Source organism: Humisphaera borealis, assembly GCF_015169395.1.
Lineage (GTDB): Bacteria > Planctomycetota > Phycisphaerae > Tepidisphaerales > Tepidisphaeraceae > Humisphaera > Humisphaera borealis.
Window position 1 is genome coordinate 4,533,419 of the sequence record NZ_CP063458.1, and the last position, 23,665, is coordinate 4,557,083.

The following is a 23,665-nucleotide window of genomic DNA, read 5'->3' on the forward strand; positions in this document are numbered from 1 at the left end:
ATTGCTGACGATCCACTGGCATCCTGCCCACCTCGTTTGCTAAGGGACATCGGCCGATCTCTCATTCTGACCGAACGATGAGAGGTACTGACCCGTGAACGGGTCAAACCATTGGCCTCCCCCGATCGTGCCGACATCGAACAAGTAGAGTTCCGTCTCGCTATCGAGCCATCCCTGTTTGCCGCCGATGAAGCCGAAGTCGGTCAGTGCGCTGATGGATGCGCCGGCGCCGTTGGCTCCGCCAGCCTGTGTGCCGGCGGGGTTCAGGCCGAAGGCGCGGTAACGGTAGGGGCCGGCCGGCGGATTCGACACATCGGCGACAAGGTTCGTGGACTGCTCGGGGTCCAGAAGCAGATCGTTCAACCCACTACCGACGACCCACTGTGACACCAGTGATTCGCCGCCAAGCCCTGACCGGTGCGTATAGAGCACATCGGTCGTGTTCACGTCATCGGTGCGGGCCAGCAGACGGTCGCCGTCGTAAACGAAGAACCTTGACACGCCCGCCAGCGAAGCTCGGTCGGCCACCTGGCCGTCGCCATTGTATACGTAGTAGACACTGCCGAGCGGCGTCTGGACCTGCCCCAAGGCGTTTCGCGCGTCGAAGACGTACACAGCAACGTCCGAACCCGCGACTTTTGTCGTCCGGTTGCCGGCTGCATCATAAGTATAGGTGGTGGTACCGGCCGGGCCGATCGATTGTGTCAGTCGGCCGCCGGGCGAATAGGTGTAAGTCGTTGCCTGTCCGCTGTCGTCCATGCGGGAACGGCGGCCGGTGAGGTCGTAGGAATAGGTCACGTTAAAAACCGGGACCCCGCCTTTGGTTCGGCGCTCGCCGGCAAGACGGTCAGCCAGATCGTAGCTCCAAAGGGTGGTTGTGCCGTCGGTCTCCGTTTGTATCGTTCGGTGACCAGTATGGTCGTAGGCGGCCTCAATTGCGTTCAAGAGCGTGCTGCCCGAGTCATAGTGCCCGACCGCGGTCAGGTCGTAGCCGTCATAAGCGCGGGTGGTGCGTGCGCCGGTTCCCAGGGTCTGGTCGGTCACGCGGTGCAGTCCGTCATAGCTGAAGGTGCTGGTGTTGCCGTTGGGGTCAACGACCTCCGTCAGCAATTGACGGGTGTCATAAGAGTAGTGGAACGTTCCGTCGTCGAACGCAGTCATGGACGTGCGGAGCCCGCGATGGTCATACGCCGATGTGGACGTGAGCCCAGGCTTGCGCGCGTCGGTTCGGATGGTGGGCAAACTGCGGGGATCGTAAGCCGTGGTGCTGGTGCCCCCGATATCGACAAGGCGGGTTCGGCGGGACATTGAATCGTAACCCATGGTGATGGTTACGCCGTCGGACCATGCCTCCGCCGTCCGGCGGTTCCCTTCGTCGTACGAGAACACTGCCGTCGCCGGGCGGGCGTTCTGCTGGCCGGTCAGGTTGCCCCAGGCGTCGTAGGCCCAGGCGCGGGTGTTGCCGTCGGCGTCGAGTGCGCTGGTTCGGCGGTTGCCCGCGTCGTAGAAGGATTGGGACGAGTTCCCCAGGCCGTCGGTCACGCGCGTGGCTCGCCTGGCCGGGTCATAGGCCCACTGCGTGGTACTGCCGTCGCCCCGGGTCGTCTTGGTGACCAGGCGCCAACCGTCGTAGTGCCACTGCGTGGAGACGCCGTTGGCGTCGATCGCCAGCGTCTTGTTTCCCCGCCGATCGTATCGAGATTCTGAAGTGCCGCCCGGGCCGCTGGTCGTGGTCACCCGGCTGCGTGGATCGTACTGCTGCGTTTGGGTGATTCCCTCGGGCTTGACGACCCGCGTGTTGCGGTCGTTGGGGTCGAATGCGTTGGTCGTTGTGTACCCCTGCTCATCGGTGAACTGCGTTTGCCGACCCCGGCGGTCATAGCCATAGCTGGTCTGGCTACCATCCTGATTCACCACCGTGGTCTGCTGGCCCGATTCGTTGTACTGAAACTGTTGCTGGTTACCCAACGGATCGGTCGTGCGTGTCAATCGGTTCTGGGCGTCGTATGCGCTAAGCCAGGTGTTTCCGGCCGGGTCAATCTCCCGGGTCCGATTGCCGGATGGGTCGTAGCTGAAGGCTCGCGTCGTGCCCGGCGGGTCGATCGTCAACGTCGGTCGATTCACCCCGTCGAATGCCGTTGTAGACGTGTATCCCCGAGCGTTCACGATCATGGTCCGGTTCGACGAAGCGTCGTAGGCGAATGTCGTGGTATGCGCTAGCGGATCGACGCTCTTGGTGAGCCGACCGGCGGCGTCGTAAGCCAAAACACTGGTGTTGCCGAGCGTGTCGATACTGCGGGTTGTCCGTCCATTCGCGTCGTATCCCGTCACCGAGGTAAACGAGTACGGATCCACCGCACTTGTAACGCGCCCGAGTGCATCGCTGTCGAAGCGGGTGGTGTAACCGTCTTCGTCGGTAACCAGCGAGACCCGACTTCGCCCGTCATACGCATAGGTGACGCTACTGAGGAGGGGATCGATCGCGGAGGTCAGTCGGCCGACCGTGTCATAGCCGCGCGTCCAATGGTTGCCGGCTGGCTCGGTCAGCGACGTCTGCTGGCCCTGTGCGTTGTAGGCGTAGGTAGTGGTGGCTCCGGCAGCGTCGGTGAAAGTCGTCCGTAAGCGGGACGACCAACCGAGGGCCGACGACCAGCCCGCCTCGTTGGTAAGGCCAGTCAGATCTCCCGTCGCAGTGTCGTAGGCAAACGTGAACGAACTGATCGGCCCGGTGATCGCGGCGAGCCGACGGGACTGATCGTCCATCAGATCGTAGCTGAGCGACGTGATGCTTCCCCGGCCGTCTTGAACACTTTCCAGCCGCTGTGTGGTGCCCGACCAGGTGTAGAGCAACGTCTGGCCCGCAGGCGTTACAACCCGGGTGGTGTTCAGGTTGCCGTCGGTGGCGATCGTCCACATCCCGCCTCGGGGATCGGTGACCGTCCGCGCGGTCGCACTCGTGTAGGCGATCTGGGTTTGTCCGCCGGTCGGGGTGACCAGCGAAGTCAGCCTGCGCGAGCCGTCGTAGGTGAGGGTCGTGGTAGATCCTCCGGCGCTGGCAACCGCCGTCAGCAGGCGTTGGGCGTCGTAGCGGAACAAGATGTCCGCTACACCGCCTGCGGAAACCTGCGTCAGGTTTCCGGCCGCGTCCATCTGAAAGCCGCTGGTGCGCGACGCGGTGTCGGTGACAGCGGTGAGGAGCCCGGATGCGTAACCGAAGGTGGTGGCGCGGTTGAAAGGATCGGTGATCTGTTGAACGCGACCGTCGCTGGCGCGGCTGATCGTCCACGAGGTTCCCGTGGGACCGACCACTTTCGAAAGAGTGAAGGTACCGCCCGCACTCGTGGGATCGACATCTTCGATCCACTGCTTCCACAGGCACGACCACCCATATCCGAACTCATGCTGGGCGGCGTCCAGGCTGTTGTAGAAGAAGCGGACGGGCGGGTCGGCCGGCCCGGCATCGGGCAGACTGAAAGTGACCAGCAGGTTGCCGCTGCCCAGGTGCAGGCCGAATGTCAGCCCGGCGATGCCGCCGTCGCCGCCTGTTGCCGATGACGGAAGATTGAACGGCAGCGTCGCGTTTGTCGCCAGGCGGAGCGCATGATCCAGCACGTTGGGAGTTCCAACGACTGCCAGCGACGGCTCGGCTCCGGTGGTCCCGGCATAAACACCGCTCGGCGGCACGTCCAGTCCGTGCCAGAACTCCTGATCGATGCCGCAGATCGAAGGCTGCCCCGTTTGATCAGACTTCAGACCGTCGGCCGCAGCGAGGCCCACCGGCGGTCCCACGAACGGCGTGGAGTAGCCACGGCCCTGAAGGTTGTTTGTACAGCCGATGCCGGACACCGGCAGGCTCAATCCCCCGACTGCCGGCGACTCGTAGTGGAGTTCGAAGCCGTCCGGCTGCAGTTCCACCCAATGCGATCCCCCCAGGTCACGAAGGGAATGGCGATCCTGGTCGTCGGGTGCGTAATATCCGTTCCCATCGGGCGTGCTGTAGGAGACGACCGAACCAGAGCCTTTGCGGACGCGAATCATGTTGGACATGGGTGTTCTCCCTGAAGATGGATCGATCGAGGTTACGAGAGCACAGGTCAGACCGATGGAGGCAGATCGAAGTTCTCGCCCCGACGGTGTCCATCGCTGATGCGGGCGATCGACAGAAGAGATGGGGGCAAGTCCACGAGCCGACCGCCACGTTGCAGCAGAAGTTCCCCGAGGACGACGTCGTCCAGCGCCTTGGTCATTCCGCGGTCGGGGTAATCATGAATGCGGAGGTAGTTCGTGCGGGCCACGAATAGCCCGCCGACGGCGAACGGGCACCATTCCCACAGGTCGGCCGGCAGGTGGCCGTTCGATTTCCACCACGGCCGCTCGCCGATGTAAGTCATGTAAGACGGGTCTTGAAACCTGCGCGGACCCCAGCGAGCCCGCTGCCCGGCGACATCAAAAGGGTGTTCACCACGGATAAAGCGGTTCAACTCCTGCGACCAGTTGGGGTCGGTGAAGTGCGAATCGTCGTCCAGCCAGAGCACGTAGGGCGTCTGCACCTGCTCCAGGAGGAGCCGCATCATCGGATCCTTGTTCAGGTTTCTCGTCGAACGCACCAGTCCCGTTGCCGCTCCGCAGCGGACGGCATCATCGGCCGCCCTGATCGTCTCTTCGCCACAGGCATTCAGTCCGATCAGCAGATCACAATCGGCCGACCGTGTAATGGCGTCCAGAACACTCCTGAGACATCGGATGGAATACTCGGGGTACGACCCGTAGCAACCCACGAGGACAGTCAGCAGCTTTCCATTCCCGGGGATTGGAAGGACCCGGTCATCCTGCATCGCTTTTCGTTTGTGTGCTGCTGCTTCGTAAAGCAAACCCAGTCTCGCGACCTCCCGCGGAACCCCATCCGGCCAGCGCCGCGGTCTGGAGCGGTGAAGCAAGAGGGCCTGTTCATACTGCATGATGGCTTCCGCCCGGTGGCCCTGTCGTTCGTGTACGACTGCGAGATAGGCATGGCTGTGCACGTCGCCCGGATCCGCCGACAAGGCCTGTTCCAAGGCCTCCCCGGCACCGGCCAGATCTCCTCCCTGAAGTCGGGCCAGGCCAAGTTCGCGATGTAATTCTGCGAGCGATGACCCGGAGGACGAACGGATCACCTGCTCCAGAAAAACAGCGGACTCGGCAAATCGTCCGTCGGTGCGAAGGTGTCTCGCGTAGTCCAGCATCGCGGCCGGCTGATCGGGTTGCAGGCGGAGCCAATTATGGAAAGCCGTATCCGAATCGCCGGTCCGGCCCATGGCACCAAGTGCTTCGGCAAGAAGGCGATGGGCATCCGGGTAGTGTGCATCTGCTTCGATCGCACGCCGAAACGCCTCGATTGCCTGTTCCGCGTCTCCCAGCGTCATCAAGGCGACGCCGACATTCCGCGATTGCGCCGCGCCGGGAGCAATCAGCTCCGCCCTTCGGAACTGCTCCAGTGCCTCCTGCACCCGGCCGTTGCCGGCCAGCGCGATACCGAATGCGGATCGCACGGTCTCATCGTCCGGGTGAGAGGCGATGATTTCTTCGAAGCAGGCGAACGCCTTTGCAAGCTCGCCCGACCGCAGCAGGGCCTCGGCATCCTGGACCGTTGGCGCCACCGATCCTGCGTGTTTCGCCGGGAGGTCCGATCGACACGGAAGCTCAACTTCAGGATGCGCGGATGTGCTGATCATGTGGTCTGACCTGCTGTTAATGCTGGCCAACAAGTTGAAGCTGAAGTGCCGACGCGACCTCGCTGATGACCGGTTCCCACTGATCGCGCTGCCTTTGCCGAAACAGCCGCATCGTCGGATACCAAGGGGAGTCCAGGCGATCATTCATCCACCGCCAGTCCACCATGGTCGAAAGCATGACCCAGACCGGCACGGCCATCGCCCCGGCGAGATGGGCCGGCATCGTGTCGACCGTGACCACCAGATCAACCGAAGCGATCCACGCGGCAAGGTCGGCAACTGCCGCCGACTCGGATGGTTGATCTCGAATGACCTCTTCGATCGCAAACGGGCAGCTGGACAGCTGCTCTGTTCCCGGGCCGCGTTGCAACGAAACCAGCCGAATATCTGGAACCTGTGCCAACGGTGCCAGGCTGCTCAGTGGTACGGACCGATGCCGATCCCATTGATGGCTCGGGTTGCCCTGCCAGATGACCCCGACCGTCAAACCATTGAGTTGTGCGAGCCTCTGTCGATGTCGTGCGACAAGCGTTGTGTCGGCGTGCAGGTACGGCACGTCGGCCGGAATGCTGTCCAAGCGGGTGTGCAGGAGGCGCGGCAGGCTCATCGCAGGGACGACGGCATCCACCGGCGGCAAAGCCGACCCCTCCGGAAAGACGCGATCGATCGCGGGACAACTGGACATCACCGCCGCCAACGGAGCGGGCGTCTCCAAAAGCACGGTTGCTCCCGCCTTTTTCAGCAATGCCGCATATCGCACGAACATCACCATGTCACCCAGGCCCTGTTCGCTGTACACCAGGATTGTCCGCCCGCAAGGCGATCGGCCGTCCCAGGTCGGTGCGTCGTAACTGCGGCGACGAGCGTTGCCGTCGCGATCCCAGCGGGCTTCGTATTCTTCCCAGCCTCTATCGAAATCGCCGTTCTGAAGCAACGCGAGCGATCGGTTCCATCGCGCGCTGCCGGCATCCGCATTCAGCAGGATTGCCAGGTCGTAGCATGCGATTGCCTCGGCGATCCTTCCCTGCTCCTTCAGTGCGTTCCCACGATTCACATGGGCTTCGGGCAGAGAGGGGGACAGCCGTAGTGCCGCCAGGAAGGCTGCCTCGGCGTCTGCGTACCTGGCCAGCGTTGCCAGTGCAAAACCGAGATTGCTCCATCCACCCGCGCACCTGGAATCAAGCCTGAGCGCCTGCCGCAACACGATCGTCGCCTCCCTGGCGCGGCCCAGATGCGTCAGCGAAAGGCCTAGCCCATTCAGTGCGTCTACGCACCGGGGATCGATCGCAAGGGCATCGCGAAATGCCTTGATTGCGTCCAGGTGACGATGGTGCGCCGACAACGCCTTGGCGAGGTTCAGCCGGCCCTCGAGGTAATCAGGCCATCGCTCCACGACTTGCTCGAACTGCAACAATGCCTCCGCTGGTTCTCCCGCCTGTGCCAACGCGACGCCAAGATTCAGCCGGGGCTCTCTGGCACCCGGGTCGAGTTTCGACGCCCGCTGGAACGCCTCGATGGCCTTAACGAAACGGCGGTTTCCGGCAGATTCGAGTCCCGATGTATTAAGTGCGCTGGCAGCTTCAGACGAGACCGAGACGGAAAGCGAGCCGGATGGACTTGAGCAAAGGTTCATGATCGCTACCTGCCCGGGGGACGGCTCACCCCGAACCGACACGCTAATGATCTACAGGTGTTGTTATATGTCAATTGTTTTACATCAATCGAGGGTAATCCCGTGCTGGCTTGCTCGGCATCAGGGGTCTCCAGACGATCGCCGGACGGTGACAACCGGCGATGGCAATTCAGACTGCGCAAGGGCGGCCGCGGGCTGAACGATCCCGAAGCGTCGACTATGATGCTCAGATGCGCGAGAAGGGCACCGAATCGTCCGACGAAACCACCGATCTGTCCGATGTCTCTAGCCAAGCTGACATCGAAGGTGACGATCTTTTCGATCCGCACGACCGTGAAACGCTGCAGCCGCCTTCTGTGTCCGACGCAGAATCCCCGCGCGACGTAGCTGCCAAGATCGAAGAAATTCCCGCGCAGCAGGCCGCGACCATCCTGCAGAACCTGAGCACCGCGCAGGCCGCCAACGTCGCCGAGTACCTCGACCCCGATACCGCCAGTCGCATCATGGCCGAAATGGACCCGGCCCTGGCCGCTTCGGTCCTGACGGGCATGGAGTTCGCCGAGGCCTCCATGGTCATGGCGGCGATGGATCCCGACGACGCCGTCGACATCCTTGCGCACGTACCGCCCGAGACGCACGACGAGATTCTTCGGGAGATGGCCGCTCGCGACGCGGCCCTGGTCCGGGCGCTGGAACAGTACCCACCCGATTCGGCCGGCGGCATCATGACGACGGAGGTCACGGCCCTGGCCGAAGACCTCACCGTCCAGGAGGCGATCGACGAACTGCGTCGACTGAGTGAGCAGCTCGAGCAGATGTTTTATGTCTATGTGGTGGACGCCCGGAGCCATCTCGTCGGTGTACTGTCGATGCGCGACCTGATCCTCGCGCGGCCGGACCGGCGACTGGTCCGCGTCATGAACACGCACGTCAAAAGCGTGCCCACGACCATGGACCGCGAGGAGGTCGCAAGCCTGTTCCGTAAGTTCAATTATCTGGCGATGCCGGTGGTGGACGAGAAGCACCGGCTCGTCGGGCTCATCACTGTGGACGACGTCGTCCGGGTGCTCGAAGAAGAATCGATGGAGGACGTTCAGAAGCTATTCGGTGCCGGTGCCGACGAGCGGCTCAACAGTCCCTGGTTCTTCAGCTTCCGCAAACGAACCCCCTGGCTCATCGTGAACCTCGGAACCGCGTTCATGGCGGCGGCCGTGGTGGGGCTCTTCGAACAGACGATCGCGCTGGTTCCCATCCTCGCCGGGCTTCAAACCGTCGTTTCGGGCATGGGCGGCAACGCCAGCGCCCAGGCGATGGCGGTCTCGGTGCGGGGAATTGCGCTGGGGGAGGTGGACAACCGCCGGATTCGTAAAGTCCTGCGCAAGGAAATGCTGGTCGGCCTGCTCGCCGGCCTGGTGATCGGGTTCATCACGTTTCTAGCTGTTGTGCTGTTTTACGGAAAGTTCGGCGTTGCGGTGATTGTCGGGCTGGCCCTGGTGTTCAATCACGTCAACGCATGCGTGAGCGGCGTGAGCATTCCTTTCATCATGAAGCGACTGGGGTTCGATCCGGCGCAGTCGGCGAGCATCTTCGCGACAACACTCACCGACTGCGGCGGTTTTTTCGCCACCCTCTGGCTCGCCAGGCTCGCGATGGACTGGATCAAGTGATGCCAGTGCTACGACGCCGGTAGCGCCACGAAGCGTGCCAGTCTCCTCGCGGTAGAGCGATGCCTCCGAACGACTCGTGCTGCTTCAATCCGCGTTTACTTCAGTCGTCACCCGGTCCATGATCTTGTTCGCTTCGGTACCCAGATCTTCCATCGAAGCGCATTTCTTCAGCACGTCTGCGGGCGGGTAGATGATGGGATTGTCCAGCAGCTCTTTCTTCACTTTGCTCCGACCCACCCTGTTGGGCGTGGCATATGCGGCAAAGTCCGCGGCGCGGGCGGCGACGTCGGGTCGCATCAGGAAGTCGACGAGCTTGTGCGCGTTGGCGACGCGCGTGGATGCCGTCGGAATGCTCAGGTTATCGATCCATAGCGTTGCACCTTCCTTCGGCACGATGAACCCCAGTTCCTCCGGCTTCTTGACCACTTCCTTGTAGAACTGCCCGTTGAATCCCTGCGCCAGCGCGACGTCCCCGGCGGCCAGCTTCTCGTAGATGCCGTCGACATCGTAGATCGGAGCGACAGCCTTCTTCTGCAACTTCAACACTTCGATGGCGGCGTTAAGGATGGCCGGGTCCTTGCTGTTGGGTTCCTTGCCGTCGCGTCGCAGGACGGACGTCACCATCTCGCGCGGGTCGTTCAGCATCGCGACCTTGCCCTTGTACTTCGGGTCAAACAGGATGGCCCAGCTGTTGACGGGGTCGGTGACCTTCTTCTTATTGTAGCCAATGCCCGTCGTCCCCCAGAACAGCGGCACGGAGAACTCGTTGGCGGTGTCGAACCCTTTGCCGAGCAGCGTGGGGTCGAGGTTCGAAAAGTTCGACAGCTTGGCCCGGTCGAACTTCTGGATGAGTTTCTGGGCCGCCAGCCGCCGTACCATGTAGTCCGACGGTGAGACGACGTCGAACTCATTAGACCCGCCGGCAAGCTTGGCGAGCAATTGCTCGTTGCTTTCCATGACGGCGACGGCGACTTCAATCCCCGTCTCTTTCTTGAAATCCGCCAGGACGTCGTCGGGGATGTACTCGCTGAAGATCAGCAGGTTGACCTTCTTGTCGTCCGCCTGGGCCGCAGGAGTAGGCGCGGGATCCTTCTTGCAGCCGATCGAACCGATCAGCGGCACCAACGCGACCAGGAGCGGGACAATCAACGACAGGCGGGAACGGCGATTGGGCATAGGGCGTCACCGAGAGAGGAGTTTCTGTGCAGGAACGATCATAAACGCGGTGACCACCAGTAACAGGGTACAGACGGCATTGGCCTGCGGGTTCACCGACGCGCGGAGCATGGAGTATATCTCGACCGGCAGCGTCTGCGAACCGACGCCGCTGACCAGAGAACTGACGACATAGTCATCGAGTGAAAGTGTAAACACGAGTAATGCCGCCGCCAGGATCCCCGGAAGCAATTGCGGCAGCGTCACCCTGACAAACGCCCCGACCGGGCCGGCACCAAGGTCGATCGCGGCTTCTTCGACAGAACGGTCCAGGCCGGCGAGCCGGGCCTTCACCACGACCGCCACGTAACTGACGGTAAACACGATGTGAGCAAGCGCGACCGTAGTCAGGTTCATCGAGCGCACGCCCAGCGCGTTGTAGAACGCCAATAGCGACACCGCCAACACGATTTCCGGGATGACGATCGGGAGATAGATCATCGCGCCCGTTATGCCCTTGCCGCGAAAGCTGTAGCGTGAGAGCCCAATCGCGGCGAGCGTGCCGATCAGGGTGGAACACAGCGTTGCGACGCCCCCAACGATCAGGCTGTTGGTCGTCGCCCGAATGAGCCGCTCGTTACCCGCCAGCGCGGCATACCACTTGAAGGAGAAGCCCTCCCAGATCGTCGCTTGCCTGCCCGAGTTAAATGACAGGACGATCAGCACCAGGATCGGTGCGTAGAGAAAGGTGTAGATCAGTAGGGTGTGGGTCGCGAGGGCGATGGAAGTTCGGCGGCTGGCGTTCATGCGGTATCGCCCGGCGTGCTGGCGTCAGCTTCCTGACTGAAGACTGACCGCGCCCGCTGGCGGATACTAACCGCTGACACAATGCAGCGGCTACCTGGCCGGTATGCTGCGGCCGGGGTTCCAGATGTGAGCCTGGGCCGCGTTGAGATCGCGCGTCGCCTTGGTCTTGCCGAACAGCAGGCAGTTCCACTGGTAGCGCCGCAGGAACCGGCGGAACTCGGCGTCGCCGTAGCGGGGATTCCGCTTGAACATGCTCTTGAGATATCCCCAGAGCATGGCCATCGAGCCCATGAAGATCGGCGGATGGAACATGCGGAAGGTGCAGCTGGCGAGCATGTAACTCAGCCCCGTCCCCATGAAATACTGCCCGAAGCCGTGCCGCTGCCGGCCGACCCACCAGTTCTTGTGGCTTGTGCCCATCGGCCGCAGGTGCTCGAAGTTGATCTTCGGATCGTCCCAGCTGACGGCGATCCAGCCGAGCGTGCGGCAGCGATGGCAGTCGATGCCGTCCCACATCAGTTCGCGGACGAACCCGCCGATCTGCTTGAACGCGCTCGTACGGTAGAACTTGACCATGCCGACGCACGTCTCGTCGCCGCACTTTTCGGAGATCTGCTTTCCGTCGCGGGTGAAATAGGGCTTGCCGCTGGCGGCGGCAATGCGCGGGTTGGCTTCCATCCGCGCCATCAGCTCTTCGAAGTAACCGCGAGGAAGGTCGAGGTCGAGATCGAGCTTGGTGACGTAATCGAAGTCGTCGGGATTGATGGTGTCGTAGCCAGCGTAGAACGCGTCAATCACGCCGCCGCCCAGCTTGCGGTCGCCGCGATCACCGCGGGTGACCACCTTGATCCAGGGATACTTGTCGGCGTATTCCTTCAGAATCTGTGGCGTCTCGTCCTTGGAGCCGTCGTCGACGATGATCCAGAGCGTCGGCAGAACCGTCTGGTTGACGACGCTGTCCAGCGTCCGCCGGGCGTACTTGGCCTCGTCGCGGCAGGGCGTGACGAGAAGATACTTCCGCGACGGGGCGGCGGAGGTGTTGGCAGTTTGGGTAGGAGTCATACCGGTACGACGCAAAGTCAGCCGCTCGGCGGCATCAAACAAGGACAGCATTCTAGATCCTCCGCAGGCGCTGTCCTCTACATCGGACATTCTACGGGAGGGCGAAAGAAAGTGTTGGAGTCGCGGGAATCGACGCGTAACGGCAATAAGTATCGGGATGGCGGGAAGTTGGGTGGCGTGGTCGGTTGCTGATAATCATCGCTCATCGATTCAGGCGAGGGGATCGATCCGCAAGCGACCGCGCGACCCCACGGCTCTGTCATGCTCATACCTCCTCCCGCGTCCGGATTTCTGCTACAATGCAGGGCCGGAGCGGTTTTTCAATCGTCCCGCCTGACCGTTCCTTTAACGGGTCCAATAAGTATGCCACCGCCAAAAGACGCCAAGGAAATGCGTACGACCGCCCCGAAGAATTTTAATGAGGCGTTCGAGAAGGTCAGCCCGAAAGATCGCGCTAATCTGCAAAAGCACCTCGATGCCGTGGCATCGATGCCGCACGCCTTTACGGACACGTGGAAGGGCTTGCTGCTGACGCTGTCTCAGCATGCGCCCCACGCCTGCCAGACCGTTGGCACCGAGGCCGTCCGTTTCTTCGTGCAGGACGGCACGTACAAGCTGCAGATGTTTGCGTTGGAAGACAAGCTTGCCGAGCCCATCCGCGTTTACCTCCCGAACGTGCTTGAGGCGTCGATCAAGGCCAAGCTGATCTCCCGAACGGCGGCTCCGAATGCATTCACCGTTGCCGGTGAGTCGGGCGAGCCCATCCTGATCGACGAACTGGACGCCTCGACAACGATCGACGCGCCTGTGCACTTCAAGTTCATGATCGGGCTGAATCGAAAGGCGCTGCGGGTGACGTTCCCGTCGCGAGATCGAACCGGGTTAGTGAAGCTGATCTCGGCGATGTGCGATCTGGCCATCAGGGCCAACGAGGCCGCCGAAGCACGAAACAAGGAAGCACTAACCAAGCAGCAGGCGACGCCGGCGGGCAAGCGATAGGATTTCAATTGGAGGGCGGAGGATGGTTCCAACGCTCGACTATTCCTCTCCGCGCGAGGGTCGGCAGCGTCTTATTGTGCCGCTGCTTGTGTCCCTCGTGGCCACGCCAGTCTTGTCGATCGGTGCGGCCGTGGTCGGCTGCAACATCGGGTTGGGCGGATGGTCGCTCTCGCCTTCTGACCTCGACTACAGCGTGATGTGGGGTGCGGTTTGGGGAGGGATCGGCGGCATGCAGACCGCAGCGTTCTCGTTGGCTTTGCAAAGAACTGCCGTGCTCGCAAGCTGCGTTGGCGCGGTCATCGTCTCCATGCTGAGCGGGGGATCGCTCCTCGTGTATGCACTTGCTTCAGCGGCCTGCTAACACAGAGCGGGGGATGACCTGGTCCTGCGGAATCAGGGCAATCGCACTGCCAGCACCTTGCCCGCCAACGCCGCCGTCATCACTTCTGTCAGTCGGGCTGCCTCACTGTAGATGTTGAACTCGGCTTCGACTTTCGTCCGGCCGGCGGTGCCGAGCTGCTGGCGCAGCGAGGCGTCTTTCAGCAGTGCGTTCACGCGTTCGGCCAAGGCATCTGCGTCGCCGGGCGGAACGAGATAGCCGTTGATGCCCGGCTCGACCAGCTCCGGAATGCCGGCGATCTGCGTTGCAACAACGGGCACGCCCGCCGCGAGCGCTTCCATCAGCACAACGGGAACGCCTTCGGCGAAACTGGCCATCACGAACACATCGGTTTGGTAGAGCAGTTCGCGCACCTGCTGCTGCGATTGATACCCCAGGAACTTGACGTTGGCTTCGATTCCCAGTCGGCGGCATTGCTCTGTCAGGCGCTGGCGGTCCGGGCCGTCGCCGGCGACGGTGAGTAAGACGTCAGGATGGTCGGCCTTCAGTTTCGCAAGCGCATCGAGCAGAACAGGCATCCCCTTCACGCCGGCCAGCCGACCGACGAACAGCAGCCGCTTGCCGACACCCGTGTGCGTGACCGGTGTGAACAGTGCCGGGTCGACGCCACAGTGGATGATGTGCATCTTCGGCCACTTGTCCTGCGGGCCGAAGATCATCGCCTGGCTGCGGCAGAAGTGGCTGATGCAGGCGACAAAGGTCGCCCGGCGGATTTTCTCGTCGATCCGCCAGTATTTGGGCTCGAAGAACTCCATCGGGCCGTGCATCGTGAAGCTGAACGTGAAGTTCGCCATCTCGGCGGCGATCATTGCGACCGAGCAGCTCGAATTACTGAAGTGGTTGTGCAGGTGCGAGAGGTTCTCGAGCTGCATCTTCCGCGCGATAACGCCTGCCTCCATGAAGTACGCCATCTGCCACACGAGCGACTTCAAGCCCGGGGCACGAACGCACATCGCCGTCTTCATCGCCTTCAGGTATCGCACCGGCGATGAGGCGAACAACTTCAGGTGCGAACCCAGAATCTGCACCGGCTTTGGCGGAAACACGTAGAACGTGCGGTCCCGCTCGGCCTGCGTCTCGGGGCCGACGTTTTCCTTGTTGTGCGGCTTGCGAATGGAGAGCGTCTGCACGTGGATGCCGCGCGTACGCAATGCGGCGACTTCACGCTGGATGAAGGTGTCCGTCGCGCGCGGATACTCGCCGGTCATGTAGGCGATGCGGAGATTGGCCTGGGTGTTGGTCATTCGATATTCGCATCCGCGCCTTCACCGAGACTTAACCTCCGCCAGTCCCGCATCCACTTCCGACAAACTCCGATCCAGCGATTCCTTCAAATTGAACCGCGGTTTCCAGCCCATCGTGTTCTTGATGCCCTGGTTCGTGTACTTCAGCGGCTTGGCACGGGCGGCAAGGCGGCAGGGGACGAACAAGCCGGGGATTTTCGCGCCGCCGCCGCAGAACCACTTGTTGAACAGTTGTCCGCCGCCGGCGATCGCCCACATCAGGCTGTAGGGCACCGGCACGATCCATGGCCGGCGCTTCTGCCGCTTGGCGAGCAGCTTGACGTATTTCCGTTGCGTCGGCGTTTCGTCGTCGACGACGTTGAGGATCTGGTTCTTCGCCCCTTCGGCCTCGGCGGCGGCGACGATCGCCTCGGCACAGTTTTCGACGTATGTCAGCGGCAGGTGGGCCCAGGCGCCGATGCGAATCCACGCCTTGCCACCTTTCATACCCATCCGGGCCGACCAGAGGTTGTCGCGGCCGAAGATGACGCCGGGGCGAAGGATGGTGAACGTCCAGTTCCGCTCCGTACACCACATGCGGACGAGCCGTTCCTGAACGAGCTTGGTGTGCGCGTATTCGTCGCGATCAAAGGCGTCCTTCTCCACCGGCGACATCTCGTCGACCGTGGAGAAGTATGAGATCGCCATGTAGTCGTAGACGCTGAACGAGCTGATCGACACGATGCGGGTGACGTTGGCCTGCTCCATGGCCCAGAGCAGGTTTTCCGTCGCGACGACGGTGCCGCCGTACTGGGCGTACATGTCGCCGGCCTTGGCGGCCGCAAGGTGAAGCACGGCGTCGCAGCCGCGAATGACATCGGGCAATTCCCTGCGCTTCCGCAGGTCACCCTGCACGGCTTCGATCTGCGGGTGGCCGGTCCAGCCGTTCTTGTCGGCGTCTTTGGGCGAACGGACCATCGCGCGCACCGAATGCCCGCGTCGCAGCGCTTCGGCCACGACGTACTTGCCCAGGAATCCGTTGGCACCGGTGATGAGGAGCTTCATCGCGTATTCGTAGGGTGGGCTTCAGCCCACCAAGACCCTTTCGTCTACTGTGTGTGTCAATCTCGTCGAAACCATGCAAACAGGACCCATCACGAACGTCTCTCGCAAGGTGAACACAACAGGTGTTCGATCGCGATGCGGTGGGGTCAACCCCACCCTACGTGGTCCGTGGCACGCGTCGTCACACCCGATTCTTCTCGTCCAACAATGCGTCAATCAATCGGCTGGCGCGATCCATGTCGTTGTAAGTCACCGGCGGTTCGCCGCCGGTGCGGAACGCCTCATACGTTCGGCCGAGGAAGGTCTTCAAGCCTTCGTACGGCGTGTGCTGCATGATCTTATTCCGGAAGCCTCGCACCGCCGCCCGCTTGAACATCTTTCCGTTCAGGTAATGGTTAATCAGTGGCGAAAGCTGCGCGCCGCCCTTCCGCGGGATCGTCACCCGGAGGTAGGGCTGGAACAGGTCCGTCTCCGCCCAGCCTTTCTCGCCGCGAACGGTGACCATGAACGTGTCGGGGGCGGCATGCGTGGTGAACCGGATGCGGCCATGAACGACGCCGGCCATCACCAGCGCGTCCAGGTCGTCGAACTTGAACAGCGGTTCGGTGCCGTGCTTGCTCCAGCCGGCGGCGATGCGGTCGACGTCACCCGGGATGAACCGCAGGGCGAGATAGCACAGGTGCGAGATGAACTCGTGTAACACACCGGCCGGCAGGTTATGGCTGGGGTGTGGCATGCTGGTGTCGGCGTACCGGCCGGCACCGCGAATCTGCAGGGCCATCCGCACTTCCACCTCGCGCGGTGCGCCGAGCTTGCCGTCGTTCATGAGTTTTTCGATCGCGAGGATCGGCTCGTTGAACCGGTAGTTGTGATCTTCAACCAGACGCAGGCCCTTGGCCTGGGCCATGGTCCAGAGATCGAGGAACTGCTGCCGCTGCGGGGCGATCGGCTTCTCGCAGACAACGTGGGCACCGTGCGACAAGGCATCCGTCACGATGCCGACATGCGTGTGCGGCGGCGTCAGAACGTGTACGACGTCCGGCTTGGCGGTGCGGAGCATGACGCCGGAGTCGGTAAACGCTTCGGCCGCCCCGAATCGCGTCGCGGCGTACTTCGCGAGCGACGGCGACAAGTCGCAGACGCCGATCAGATCCACCTGCGGATCGGACTTGAGGTACTTCAGGTGCTCTTCGGAAATCTTGCCGGTGCCGATGACGGCGGCGCGCAATTTCTTTCCGGAAGTCACGGGAGCGGGGGTTGTCGACAGGGATGACATCAGTGCCGGGGTAGTCGTGGCGTTGCGCAACAAACCGTATGTGTGTTAACGGTGCAACGGGGTCAGGACTTTAGGACATCGTCCCGTAAAGGTGAAGCGCGGCAGGCGTTCGCCTTGTCGAATGCAAACGAGAGACGCGATGCCGCGCGTCCGCCAAGGCGGACCCTACTTGGAGATGATTCGCGCGGGAATGCCGACGGCTGTTGCGCCGGGCGGGACATCCTGAAGCACCACACTCATGGCGCCAATGCGAGCGCCCTTACCGACGCGTATGCCGCCGAGCACCTGGGCATACGCGCCGAGTTCGACATCATCCTCCAGCACCGGCGTCGGCCCGTCGGGAACGCGGTTGCCAATGGTCACGCCTTGCCGCAGGACGCAGTTGGCACCGATCTTCACATCCTTGTGAATGAAGATGTTGCCGAAGTGGTGAATCTTCAGGCCTGGCCCGATCTCGACGCTCTTGGGAATGCTGATGCCGGTCAGCGTCTCGACGATGCGGTAGTAGAGCCAGTAGCGCTTCTCGGCGAGCTTGCGGAAAATGCCCGGTGAGCGGCGGTCGACCCGCCTGCCGAAACGGTAGACGCAGATCGCCCAGATCGACTGTTCCTTGAAGAACGGTCGGCGTGGGTACCTGGCGAGGTCGGCTTGGTAGTCGGGGTCGGGCATGGTTGGTCGTGGCACGGACGTCTGGCCCGCGTTCAGGTTATCGGCAAAACGCAAATCACGGGCGAGGTGCCTGTGCCACCGTTCCGGCCGATTTGTAATCGATCATGCGGGTCAACTTTCCGGATTTGCGGTCGCGAAGGTATTGCATGTGTCCCTTCCAGTTGGCCCACTTGCCGATCATCGTCAGGACGCCATACGCGAATGCCGTCTTCATGTCAGGGGCACGACGGCGGACGCCTCTGGCGATACGGATGCTTTGCACGCCCGCGAGCAGCCCGTACACGACTAAGACGCCGACGGCTCCGAAAACCGATCGCAGAAGCATCTTCTTCGGCGTCTCTGCGGTCCACCCGCTCAGTATCTCTGACAGCGGCAAGCCCACCGTCAGGACGAGAAATGCCATCATAAAGTTCGCGGACCACGCGTTCGCCGACTTCACCTGCTTCACAAACAGACCGTCTTTGCCTTTTCGAAACCGCGTCGCGACGTCCATCGCGCCGTAGCCGCTGCGGACGGACCGTTTCCACCACTGGGCAAATCGCGTCATTGCCGAATCGTGGATCGTCATCTCGGCGTCGATGCGGAAGACCTTCCACCCCTTCTCGCGCAGCCGCTGGCACAACTCCGGCTCTTCGCCGGCGACAACGCTGTTGTCGTACCCGCCGGCCTCCTGAAACGCGCTGACGCGAAACATCGCGTCGCCGCCACAGCTTCGGGCTTCACCAATCGGCGAGTTCCACTCGACGTCGGCGATGCGGTTGTAGATCGACGCCTCGGGGAACCGTTCCCGTCGGCGGCCGCAGACGACGGCGATCTTCGGGTTGGCATCGAGCTCGGCCTTGGCTCGTTCGATCCAACCGGCGACCACTTCGCAGTCGCCGTCGACCATCTGCACGCACGTCACGTCCGGTGCCACGGCCAGCAGTTTCGCCATGCCCTCATTACGGGCCCGGGCGGCAGAGAACGGGATCGACATGTCGAGATCGACCACTTCCGCGCCCATCTCACGGGCGATGGCGGGAGAGCCATCTGTGCTCGCCGAGTCGACGTAGATCACCGGCCAGCCGCGGCCGACGATGGATGTGAGGCACTTGCGAAGGCGTTCACCTTCGTTGCGGCCGATGGCGATGATTCCGATCTGGGGCATTCTCTCTTGTTCGTAGGGTCCGCCTTGGCGGACGCGCCGTCTTCATCCTCTTCTTCATCGACCTCGCACGATTCGCCCGCGTCCGCCAAGGCGGACCCTACGTTTCCACGTGCTCCGGAGTGGTCGCGATCTTCTTCTGCAGCGGCTTGGCGGGTACGCCGACAGCGGTTGCATCGGCGGGGATGTCACTGACCACCACCGCGCCGGCACCGATCTTTGCCCGGTCGCCAACCTTGACGGGGCCGAGGATACAGACGTGGCACGCGACCTGCACGTGGTCGCCGACGATCGGCATGCCGGGTTTGGCGCCGGCGCCGATCGTCACCAGGTGGTGAATGGCGCAGTCGGCACCGATCTTCGACTTCGGCGCGATCTGGATCAGCCCGACGTGCGGGAGCAGCAAGCCAGGGCCGATCTCGGCCGAAGGGTGGAGGTTGATGTGCGTGAAGAAGGTCAGCACCTTGCGTTTAAGCGCCAGCAGGATCTTGAGCGGAAGCAGCAGGGGGCCGAGCTTTGACTTGCGGGTCCACCGCTGCAGGCGGTAGATCGTTAGCATCCAGAATGTTTCGGAAAACCAGCCGCTGTAGCCGTGCTTGCGAAAGCGGGCCAGGTCGGCGCGCCAGCATCGCCATTGGCTGTCACCGGCCCATTCTTTGACTGTGTCGCCGTTGTAGTTCATGGGGCAGTCGTCAATACGCAGTAGTCAGCAGTCGGTCGTGCTTCGACCAGGGTCTAGCTCCCAGCTTCAAGTTCCTCTTTCCTCTTAATCACCTTTGCCGGCACGCCGACGGCGACGCTGTGCGGCGGAATATCCTTCGTCACGACAGCGTTTGCGCCGACCGTGGAGTCGTGCCCGACTCGCACCGGGCCGAGGACCGCGACGCCGCAGCCGAGATCTACGCGGTCTTCGATGATCGGCAACTGGTGCAGCGCGTCGCGCCGGGCGACACCGAATGTCGTGTACTGGCGGATGTGGACGTCGTCGCCGATCGAATCGGCGTGCAGAATCATCGCGCCGTGATGCCAGATCCGCACCCGCCGGCCCACCTTGACTGTGTACGGCAGCGTAATGCCGCAGGTCCATTCGACCCACTTGAACATGAAACGGTAGAGAATTGTAAAGGGAGGTCGAAGGAGTTTCGGAAGTCCCATCCGCCAGTTGCCGAACCGATGCACTCCAATCGCCCAGAAGCCTTGTTCGAACAGTTTGCCGTCGTGCGTGCGCAGGTCTTCGCGCAGCAGCGCGAGAATGCCGAGACCCGAAGGGTTCATGTTCCGGGAGCCGGGCATTGGCGTGGCGGCGGGGATGGCAAGGTCGGCAGTCATGGTGGCAGCGAAGTCGAATATCACAGCGGGGAAACGGATTCATCCGGCATCACCGCGCCCCTGTCAGCACGCTGTTACGGGCGAAGTCGCCGAGCAGTTTCTCCGGATCGGTATCGGGCTTTCGCTGGATCTTTCTTCGCAATCGAAAACTCGCAAACCCGGCCATCCACAGCAGATCGGCTACCGCGGTCTTTATCACACCATGATTCCGGACGAAGAACCGCCGCCGGCTTTGGAACCAGTATTTGGGGCGGCGCTTATTGGCTTGCTTGATGTCCGTCACACCTGACGACTGTCCGACGAGGTGGACGACGCGCGACGCCGGCACGTACCAGCAACGCCAGCCGGCGCGCGCCGCGCGGAGGCAGAAGTCGACCTCCTCGAAGTACATAAAGTACCCGTCGTCGAGCAGGCCGATGGCGTCGAATACTTCCCGGCGGATGATCATGCTCGCGCCGGCGACCCAGTCTGTCGGTACCGGCTGATCGCCTTGCGGCACCGGCGGGGCGACGATGCGCCCCTTGAGCACTTTCGACACCGGACCCAGTCTCAGGCCGGCTTCGAGCTCGCCGAGGACCGAATGAAATCGAAAGGCCGACCGCTGCGGCTGGCCGTCCGGATGTTCCAGTCGCGAGCCGGCGATTCCAGCCTTGGGATTGGCGTCCATGAACGACAGCAGCGAGCCGATCGCCCCGGGTCGCACGACGGTATCGGGATTCAGCAGAAGAACATATTGCGGCTTGTCATCCCCGGCGAGCGCAGGGCGGATTGCCTCGTTGTTGCCGTAAGCAAAGCCGCCGTTCTTGGGCAGTGGAACGAGTGCACACCAGTGACCCCACTGGTTGTCGGTGATCGCCGCGCCGATCCTCGCCACCGAATCGTCGCCGCTGGGGGCATCGGTGACGACGACGCTGGTACCGGGGTTGGCGACAATCTCAGGCGCAATGGACTTGAGGCAGTCGATGCAGAGCGACGCCGATCGGTAATTGAGAATGACAACAAGAAGGCGCATGGAAAACGAAAGATCGGAAGCTGTGGATTGCGGAGCCTGGTCGAGTATTCACAACGGGGTTAACAGGGCTCCGAGGGTCCGGGCAATCAGCGCCTCCGCCGAGGTTGGGGGATTGGCCCGGCCTGCAGTCCGGCAAGCGACGGAAAAGCGCCTCCGCCCGGCTGCGCGGGCGAGTATGCGGCCGGCACGACCGGCGGAAATCCTGTCGGAAGTCCATAAGCCGGACCCTGCCCCGGTGGCGGCTGGACTGGAAACGCACCATACGGCGACGGCAGACCTGCCGACCCTGGCAGATGCTGGTTGAGTGTCGCAATCGCCGCGGCGGGGCCGTAGAGCCGGCTTGTCTTTCGGACGATCGGGACGATTCCGCAGAGCCCGCCCAGGGCCAGCAGGTACAGCGAGTTAATCATGCCGTTCAGGAGATTGTCGATCATGTGCAGCAGCAACAGGATCGCCATGGCGGCGGCGGTCGCGACCGCCGGATGAGCCCAGAACTTCAATGGCACGCGTTTCCACAGGACGAATGCCGGCAGGATGATGGTCAGCGTCAGCGCTGTGACGCCGATCAGACCATACTGGCCCATCGTGATGATCCAGAGGCCGTCGGTGGGCGCGATGTCGCGGACGATTCGCGTCGGCATGCCGTCGAGGCCCTTCTTTTCATACTCCATGTAAACGCGCCACGGCGTACGCCTGGTGTCGTTCGGGTCCCACTTGCCCCAGCCCCACCACGGATTCGGTGCGCTCAGTGCTTGCGCGGTGACCAGGTCTTCTGCTTTCAATCGAACTTCCAGCGAGACCAGGCGGTCGTCGCTGGTGAACGTTCCCATGGCGGTAAGGATGGTGTCCTTATTGACCAGTTCGCTCGCCCGGGCATACATGTAGACCGCTGGCGCGATCGCCAGTGCAAGAATGGGCAGCCCGGCTATCAATCCCCCGGACTTGCCCATCCATTTGATCCAATAGAGGGCCGCGATTCCCATGAACATGAAGGCAGTCGCTGCCATCGTTTTGCAGAGAATCTGCGTCACTACCAGTATGCCGACCACCCAGAGAATGGGCATGCCCATGATCTTTTTCTGCGCCTTGGTCACCCAGAGCCAGAAAGCGATCAGCACGGCTGTAGTCATGTACATCGCCAGCGCAAGGCTGCTCTGCATGAAGACCATCGGCCTGAAGGCACCCCAGCGCTTGGCCTGGGCAATCGAGTGCTGCACGAAGCCGTAGATGTATTTGTGCAGGAGCGGGCTGATGACCATCTCGAGATAACAGAACGGCAGGTACACCAACGCGCCGATGATGATCCCGATCCCCAGTTCGGTGAACCCTTCCATGTCGGCGAAGTACACTCGACCAATGAAGTAAGGAATTCCCCAAAGCCCGAGCTGCTGGACGATGCTCGATACACCGTCGTACACGCCCAGGTCGTTGACAATACTCGTGAAGAACGGGGAGACGCACCAGGCGACGATGGGCAGGTCGTAGAGGCTCGGGCGGAACTTCAGCAGGGTCTTGTAGTCGAACAGTCCCGCGCCCAGCAGCACACCGAATGACGACGCAGTAATTTTTGTGAGGTCGGGGATGCCGCTGAAGTTGATCGACAGCATGGGCAGAAAAAGCCACCCGCCGACATACGCGAAGATGACCGCCCGTCGCGGCTTCATCACCGCGAAGACCAGGAGCACAAAGGGCACCCAGGCGTAGAGGGCAATTTTGGCGAGTGCGATCATAAATCGACTTTGTCGATAGGCATTGGCTGTCAGAGGTCAGAAGCCCAGGGTCATAAGCATGGCGCTCGGCCCCGGGAATGAGCGCCACTGTCCGAATCCATTCGACCAACTATTGACGAGTCACTTCCGACGGCCCGTTTCCGAAGTAATGGGCTACCCTACGACGCTGAAGCTCCGGCTCCAGTTTCGGATCGTATCCGCCTTGCCGGGCGTTGATCAGGTCGATCCAGGGCAGTTCGGCGGTTTTTTGTTTCAGTTTCTCGACAAACGCTTCCACTTTGCCGATCGGCTTGGCCGGCACACCGGCGACGATGTCCCCCTCGGCGACATCTTTCGTAACCACAGCGCCGGCGGCGACGATCGCGTTCGGGCCGATCGTTACGTTCGGCATGATCAGCGCGTTGTACCCGATGAAGACGTTGTCACGGATGTCTATCTTGCCGACCGAATCAAGCTTTAGACCATACGCATGATTCAGCATCGCAACCGAGCCATCATGCCCGATCAGGGCGCAGGTGCTGAAGTGAACGTTATTGCCCAGCCGGGTGAGGTACGGATCGCCGAACACCACGCCCGGCAGAATGCTGCAATGATCCCCGACCGCATTTAGGCCGCCGTGCCGCTTGACGAACTCTGCGTACTCCAGGCCCATCGGCCGACAAAGCTTGATGTACAGCCCGCGCAGACGCCCGGTGCGAAGGGCGATCTTGCGAACGCGGTTGGCGATGAGGCGTTTGATACCCATAAGTGAACGTTCTCAATCAGAAGTCTCTGGCGTTGGGC

The 23,665-nt window shown here is 62.2% G+C and carries 19 protein-coding genes; 3 read left to right on the forward strand and 16 right to left on the reverse strand.

Going from position 1 to position 23,665, the window contains the following annotated elements; all coding sequences use genetic code 11:
* Positions 1 to 39 precede the first annotated feature (39 nt).
* The 3 genes from IPV69_RS16940 to IPV69_RS16950 all read right to left on the reverse strand — a co-directional run bounded on the left by IPV69_RS16940 (position 40) and on the right by IPV69_RS16950 (position 7,344).
* Positions 40 to 4,047 carry an RHS repeat domain-containing protein gene (locus tag IPV69_RS16940; RefSeq protein WP_206290870.1) on the reverse strand — a complete coding sequence of 1,336 codons (4,008 nt, stop codon included), beginning with the start codon at positions 4,045 to 4,047 and terminating at the stop codon, positions 40 to 42.
* 47 nt (positions 4,048 to 4,094) lie between these two features.
* Positions 4,095 to 5,636, reverse strand: a complete 1,542-nt coding sequence (locus IPV69_RS16945) for a tetratricopeptide repeat protein (RefSeq protein WP_206290876.1) — start codon at positions 5,634 to 5,636, stop codon at positions 4,095 to 4,097.
* A 91-nt stretch (positions 5,637 to 5,727) separates the two neighbouring features.
* Positions 5,728 to 7,344, reverse strand: a complete 1,617-nt coding sequence (locus IPV69_RS16950; RefSeq protein ID WP_206290877.1) for a tetratricopeptide repeat protein — start codon at positions 7,342 to 7,344, stop codon at positions 5,728 to 5,730.
* Positions 7,345 to 7,574: 230 nt separating this feature from the next.
* Here IPV69_RS16950 and mgtE point away from each other — a divergent pair, with 230 nt between their 5' ends.
* A complete protein-coding gene (gene mgtE / locus IPV69_RS16955) occupies positions 7,575 to 9,011 on the forward strand; it encodes a magnesium transporter (protein WP_206290883.1) in 1,437 nt (478 codons plus the stop codon).
* Between the two features lie 84 nt (positions 9,012 to 9,095).
* Here mgtE and IPV69_RS16960 read toward each other — a convergent pair whose 3' ends face one another.
* The 3 genes from IPV69_RS16960 to IPV69_RS16970 all read right to left on the reverse strand — a co-directional run bounded on the left by IPV69_RS16960 (position 9,096) and on the right by IPV69_RS16970 (position 12,035).
* Positions 9,096 to 10,187 (reverse strand): ABC transporter substrate-binding protein, encoded by a 1,092-nt coding sequence (locus tag IPV69_RS16960; protein WP_206290885.1) that lies wholly within the window; start codon positions 10,185 to 10,187, stop codon positions 9,096 to 9,098.
* Between the two features lie 6 nt (positions 10,188 to 10,193).
* Positions 10,194 to 10,973 (reverse strand): ABC transporter permease, encoded by a 780-nt coding sequence (locus IPV69_RS16965; protein WP_206290886.1) that lies wholly within the window; start codon positions 10,971 to 10,973, stop codon positions 10,194 to 10,196.
* A 90-nt stretch (positions 10,974 to 11,063) separates the two neighbouring features.
* Positions 11,064 to 12,035 (reverse strand): glycosyltransferase, encoded by a 972-nt coding sequence (locus IPV69_RS16970; protein WP_390884417.1) that lies wholly within the window; start codon positions 12,033 to 12,035, stop codon positions 11,064 to 11,066.
* 363 nt (positions 12,036 to 12,398) lie between these two features.
* On the opposite strand from IPV69_RS16970, the gene IPV69_RS16975 reads away from it, so the two are divergent.
* Both IPV69_RS16975 and IPV69_RS16980 read left to right on the forward strand, forming a co-directional pair.
* Complete coding sequence (locus IPV69_RS16975) at positions 12,399 to 13,034, forward strand: hypothetical protein (RefSeq protein WP_206290889.1); 636 nt, start codon at positions 12,399 to 12,401, stop codon at positions 13,032 to 13,034.
* A gap of 22 nt (positions 13,035 to 13,056) precedes the next feature.
* The gene (locus IPV69_RS16980; protein WP_206290891.1) at positions 13,057 to 13,395 is read left to right on the forward strand and encodes a hypothetical protein; all 339 of its coding nucleotides are present in this window, start codon (positions 13,057 to 13,059) and stop codon (positions 13,393 to 13,395) included.
* Between the two features lie 32 nt (positions 13,396 to 13,427).
* On the opposite strand, the gene IPV69_RS16985 is transcribed toward IPV69_RS16980, so the two are convergent.
* The 10 genes from IPV69_RS16985 to IPV69_RS17030 form a co-directional block, all read right to left on the reverse strand.
* Positions 13,428 to 14,678, reverse strand: coding sequence for a glycosyltransferase family 4 protein (locus IPV69_RS16985; protein WP_206290897.1), 1,251 nt, complete (start codon positions 14,676 to 14,678; stop codon positions 13,428 to 13,430).
* Between the two features lie 21 nt (positions 14,679 to 14,699).
* Positions 14,700 to 15,722, reverse strand: a complete 1,023-nt coding sequence (locus tag IPV69_RS16990; RefSeq protein ID WP_206290899.1) for an NAD-dependent epimerase/dehydratase family protein — start codon at positions 15,720 to 15,722, stop codon at positions 14,700 to 14,702.
* A gap of 181 nt (positions 15,723 to 15,903) precedes the next feature.
* Positions 15,904 to 16,968: a Gfo/Idh/MocA family protein gene (locus IPV69_RS16995; RefSeq protein ID WP_206290901.1), complete on the reverse strand. Its 1,065-nt coding sequence runs from the start codon at positions 16,966 to 16,968 to the stop codon at positions 15,904 to 15,906.
* A 195-nt stretch (positions 16,969 to 17,163) separates the two neighbouring features.
* Positions 17,164 to 17,667, reverse strand: coding sequence for a serine O-acetyltransferase (locus IPV69_RS17000; RefSeq protein WP_206290903.1), 504 nt, complete (start codon positions 17,665 to 17,667; stop codon positions 17,164 to 17,166).
* Positions 17,668 to 17,722: 55 nt separating this feature from the next.
* Positions 17,723 to 18,814, reverse strand: coding sequence for a glycosyltransferase (locus IPV69_RS17005; protein WP_206290905.1), 1,092 nt, complete (start codon positions 18,812 to 18,814; stop codon positions 17,723 to 17,725).
* A 97-nt stretch (positions 18,815 to 18,911) separates the two neighbouring features.
* The gene (locus IPV69_RS17010) at positions 18,912 to 19,493 is read right to left on the reverse strand and encodes a serine acetyltransferase (protein ID WP_206290906.1); all 582 of its coding nucleotides are present in this window, start codon (positions 19,491 to 19,493) and stop codon (positions 18,912 to 18,914) included.
* Positions 19,494 to 19,546: 53 nt separating this feature from the next.
* Positions 19,547 to 20,140: a serine O-acetyltransferase gene (locus IPV69_RS17015; RefSeq protein ID WP_206290908.1), complete on the reverse strand. Its 594-nt coding sequence runs from the start codon at positions 20,138 to 20,140 to the stop codon at positions 19,547 to 19,549.
* Positions 20,141 to 20,189: 49 nt separating this feature from the next.
* Positions 20,190 to 21,152, reverse strand: a complete 963-nt coding sequence (locus tag IPV69_RS17020; protein WP_206290909.1) for a glycosyltransferase family 2 protein — start codon at positions 21,150 to 21,152, stop codon at positions 20,190 to 20,192.
* Positions 21,153 to 21,238: 86 nt separating this feature from the next.
* Entirely contained in the window at positions 21,239 to 22,882 is a 1,644-nt protein-coding gene (locus tag IPV69_RS17025) for a hypothetical protein (protein WP_206290911.1), read from the reverse strand.
* A gap of 109 nt (positions 22,883 to 22,991) precedes the next feature.
* Entirely contained in the window at positions 22,992 to 23,627 is a 636-nt protein-coding gene (locus IPV69_RS17030; RefSeq protein ID WP_206290912.1) for an acyltransferase, read from the reverse strand.
* Positions 23,628 to 23,665 lie beyond the last annotated feature (38 nt).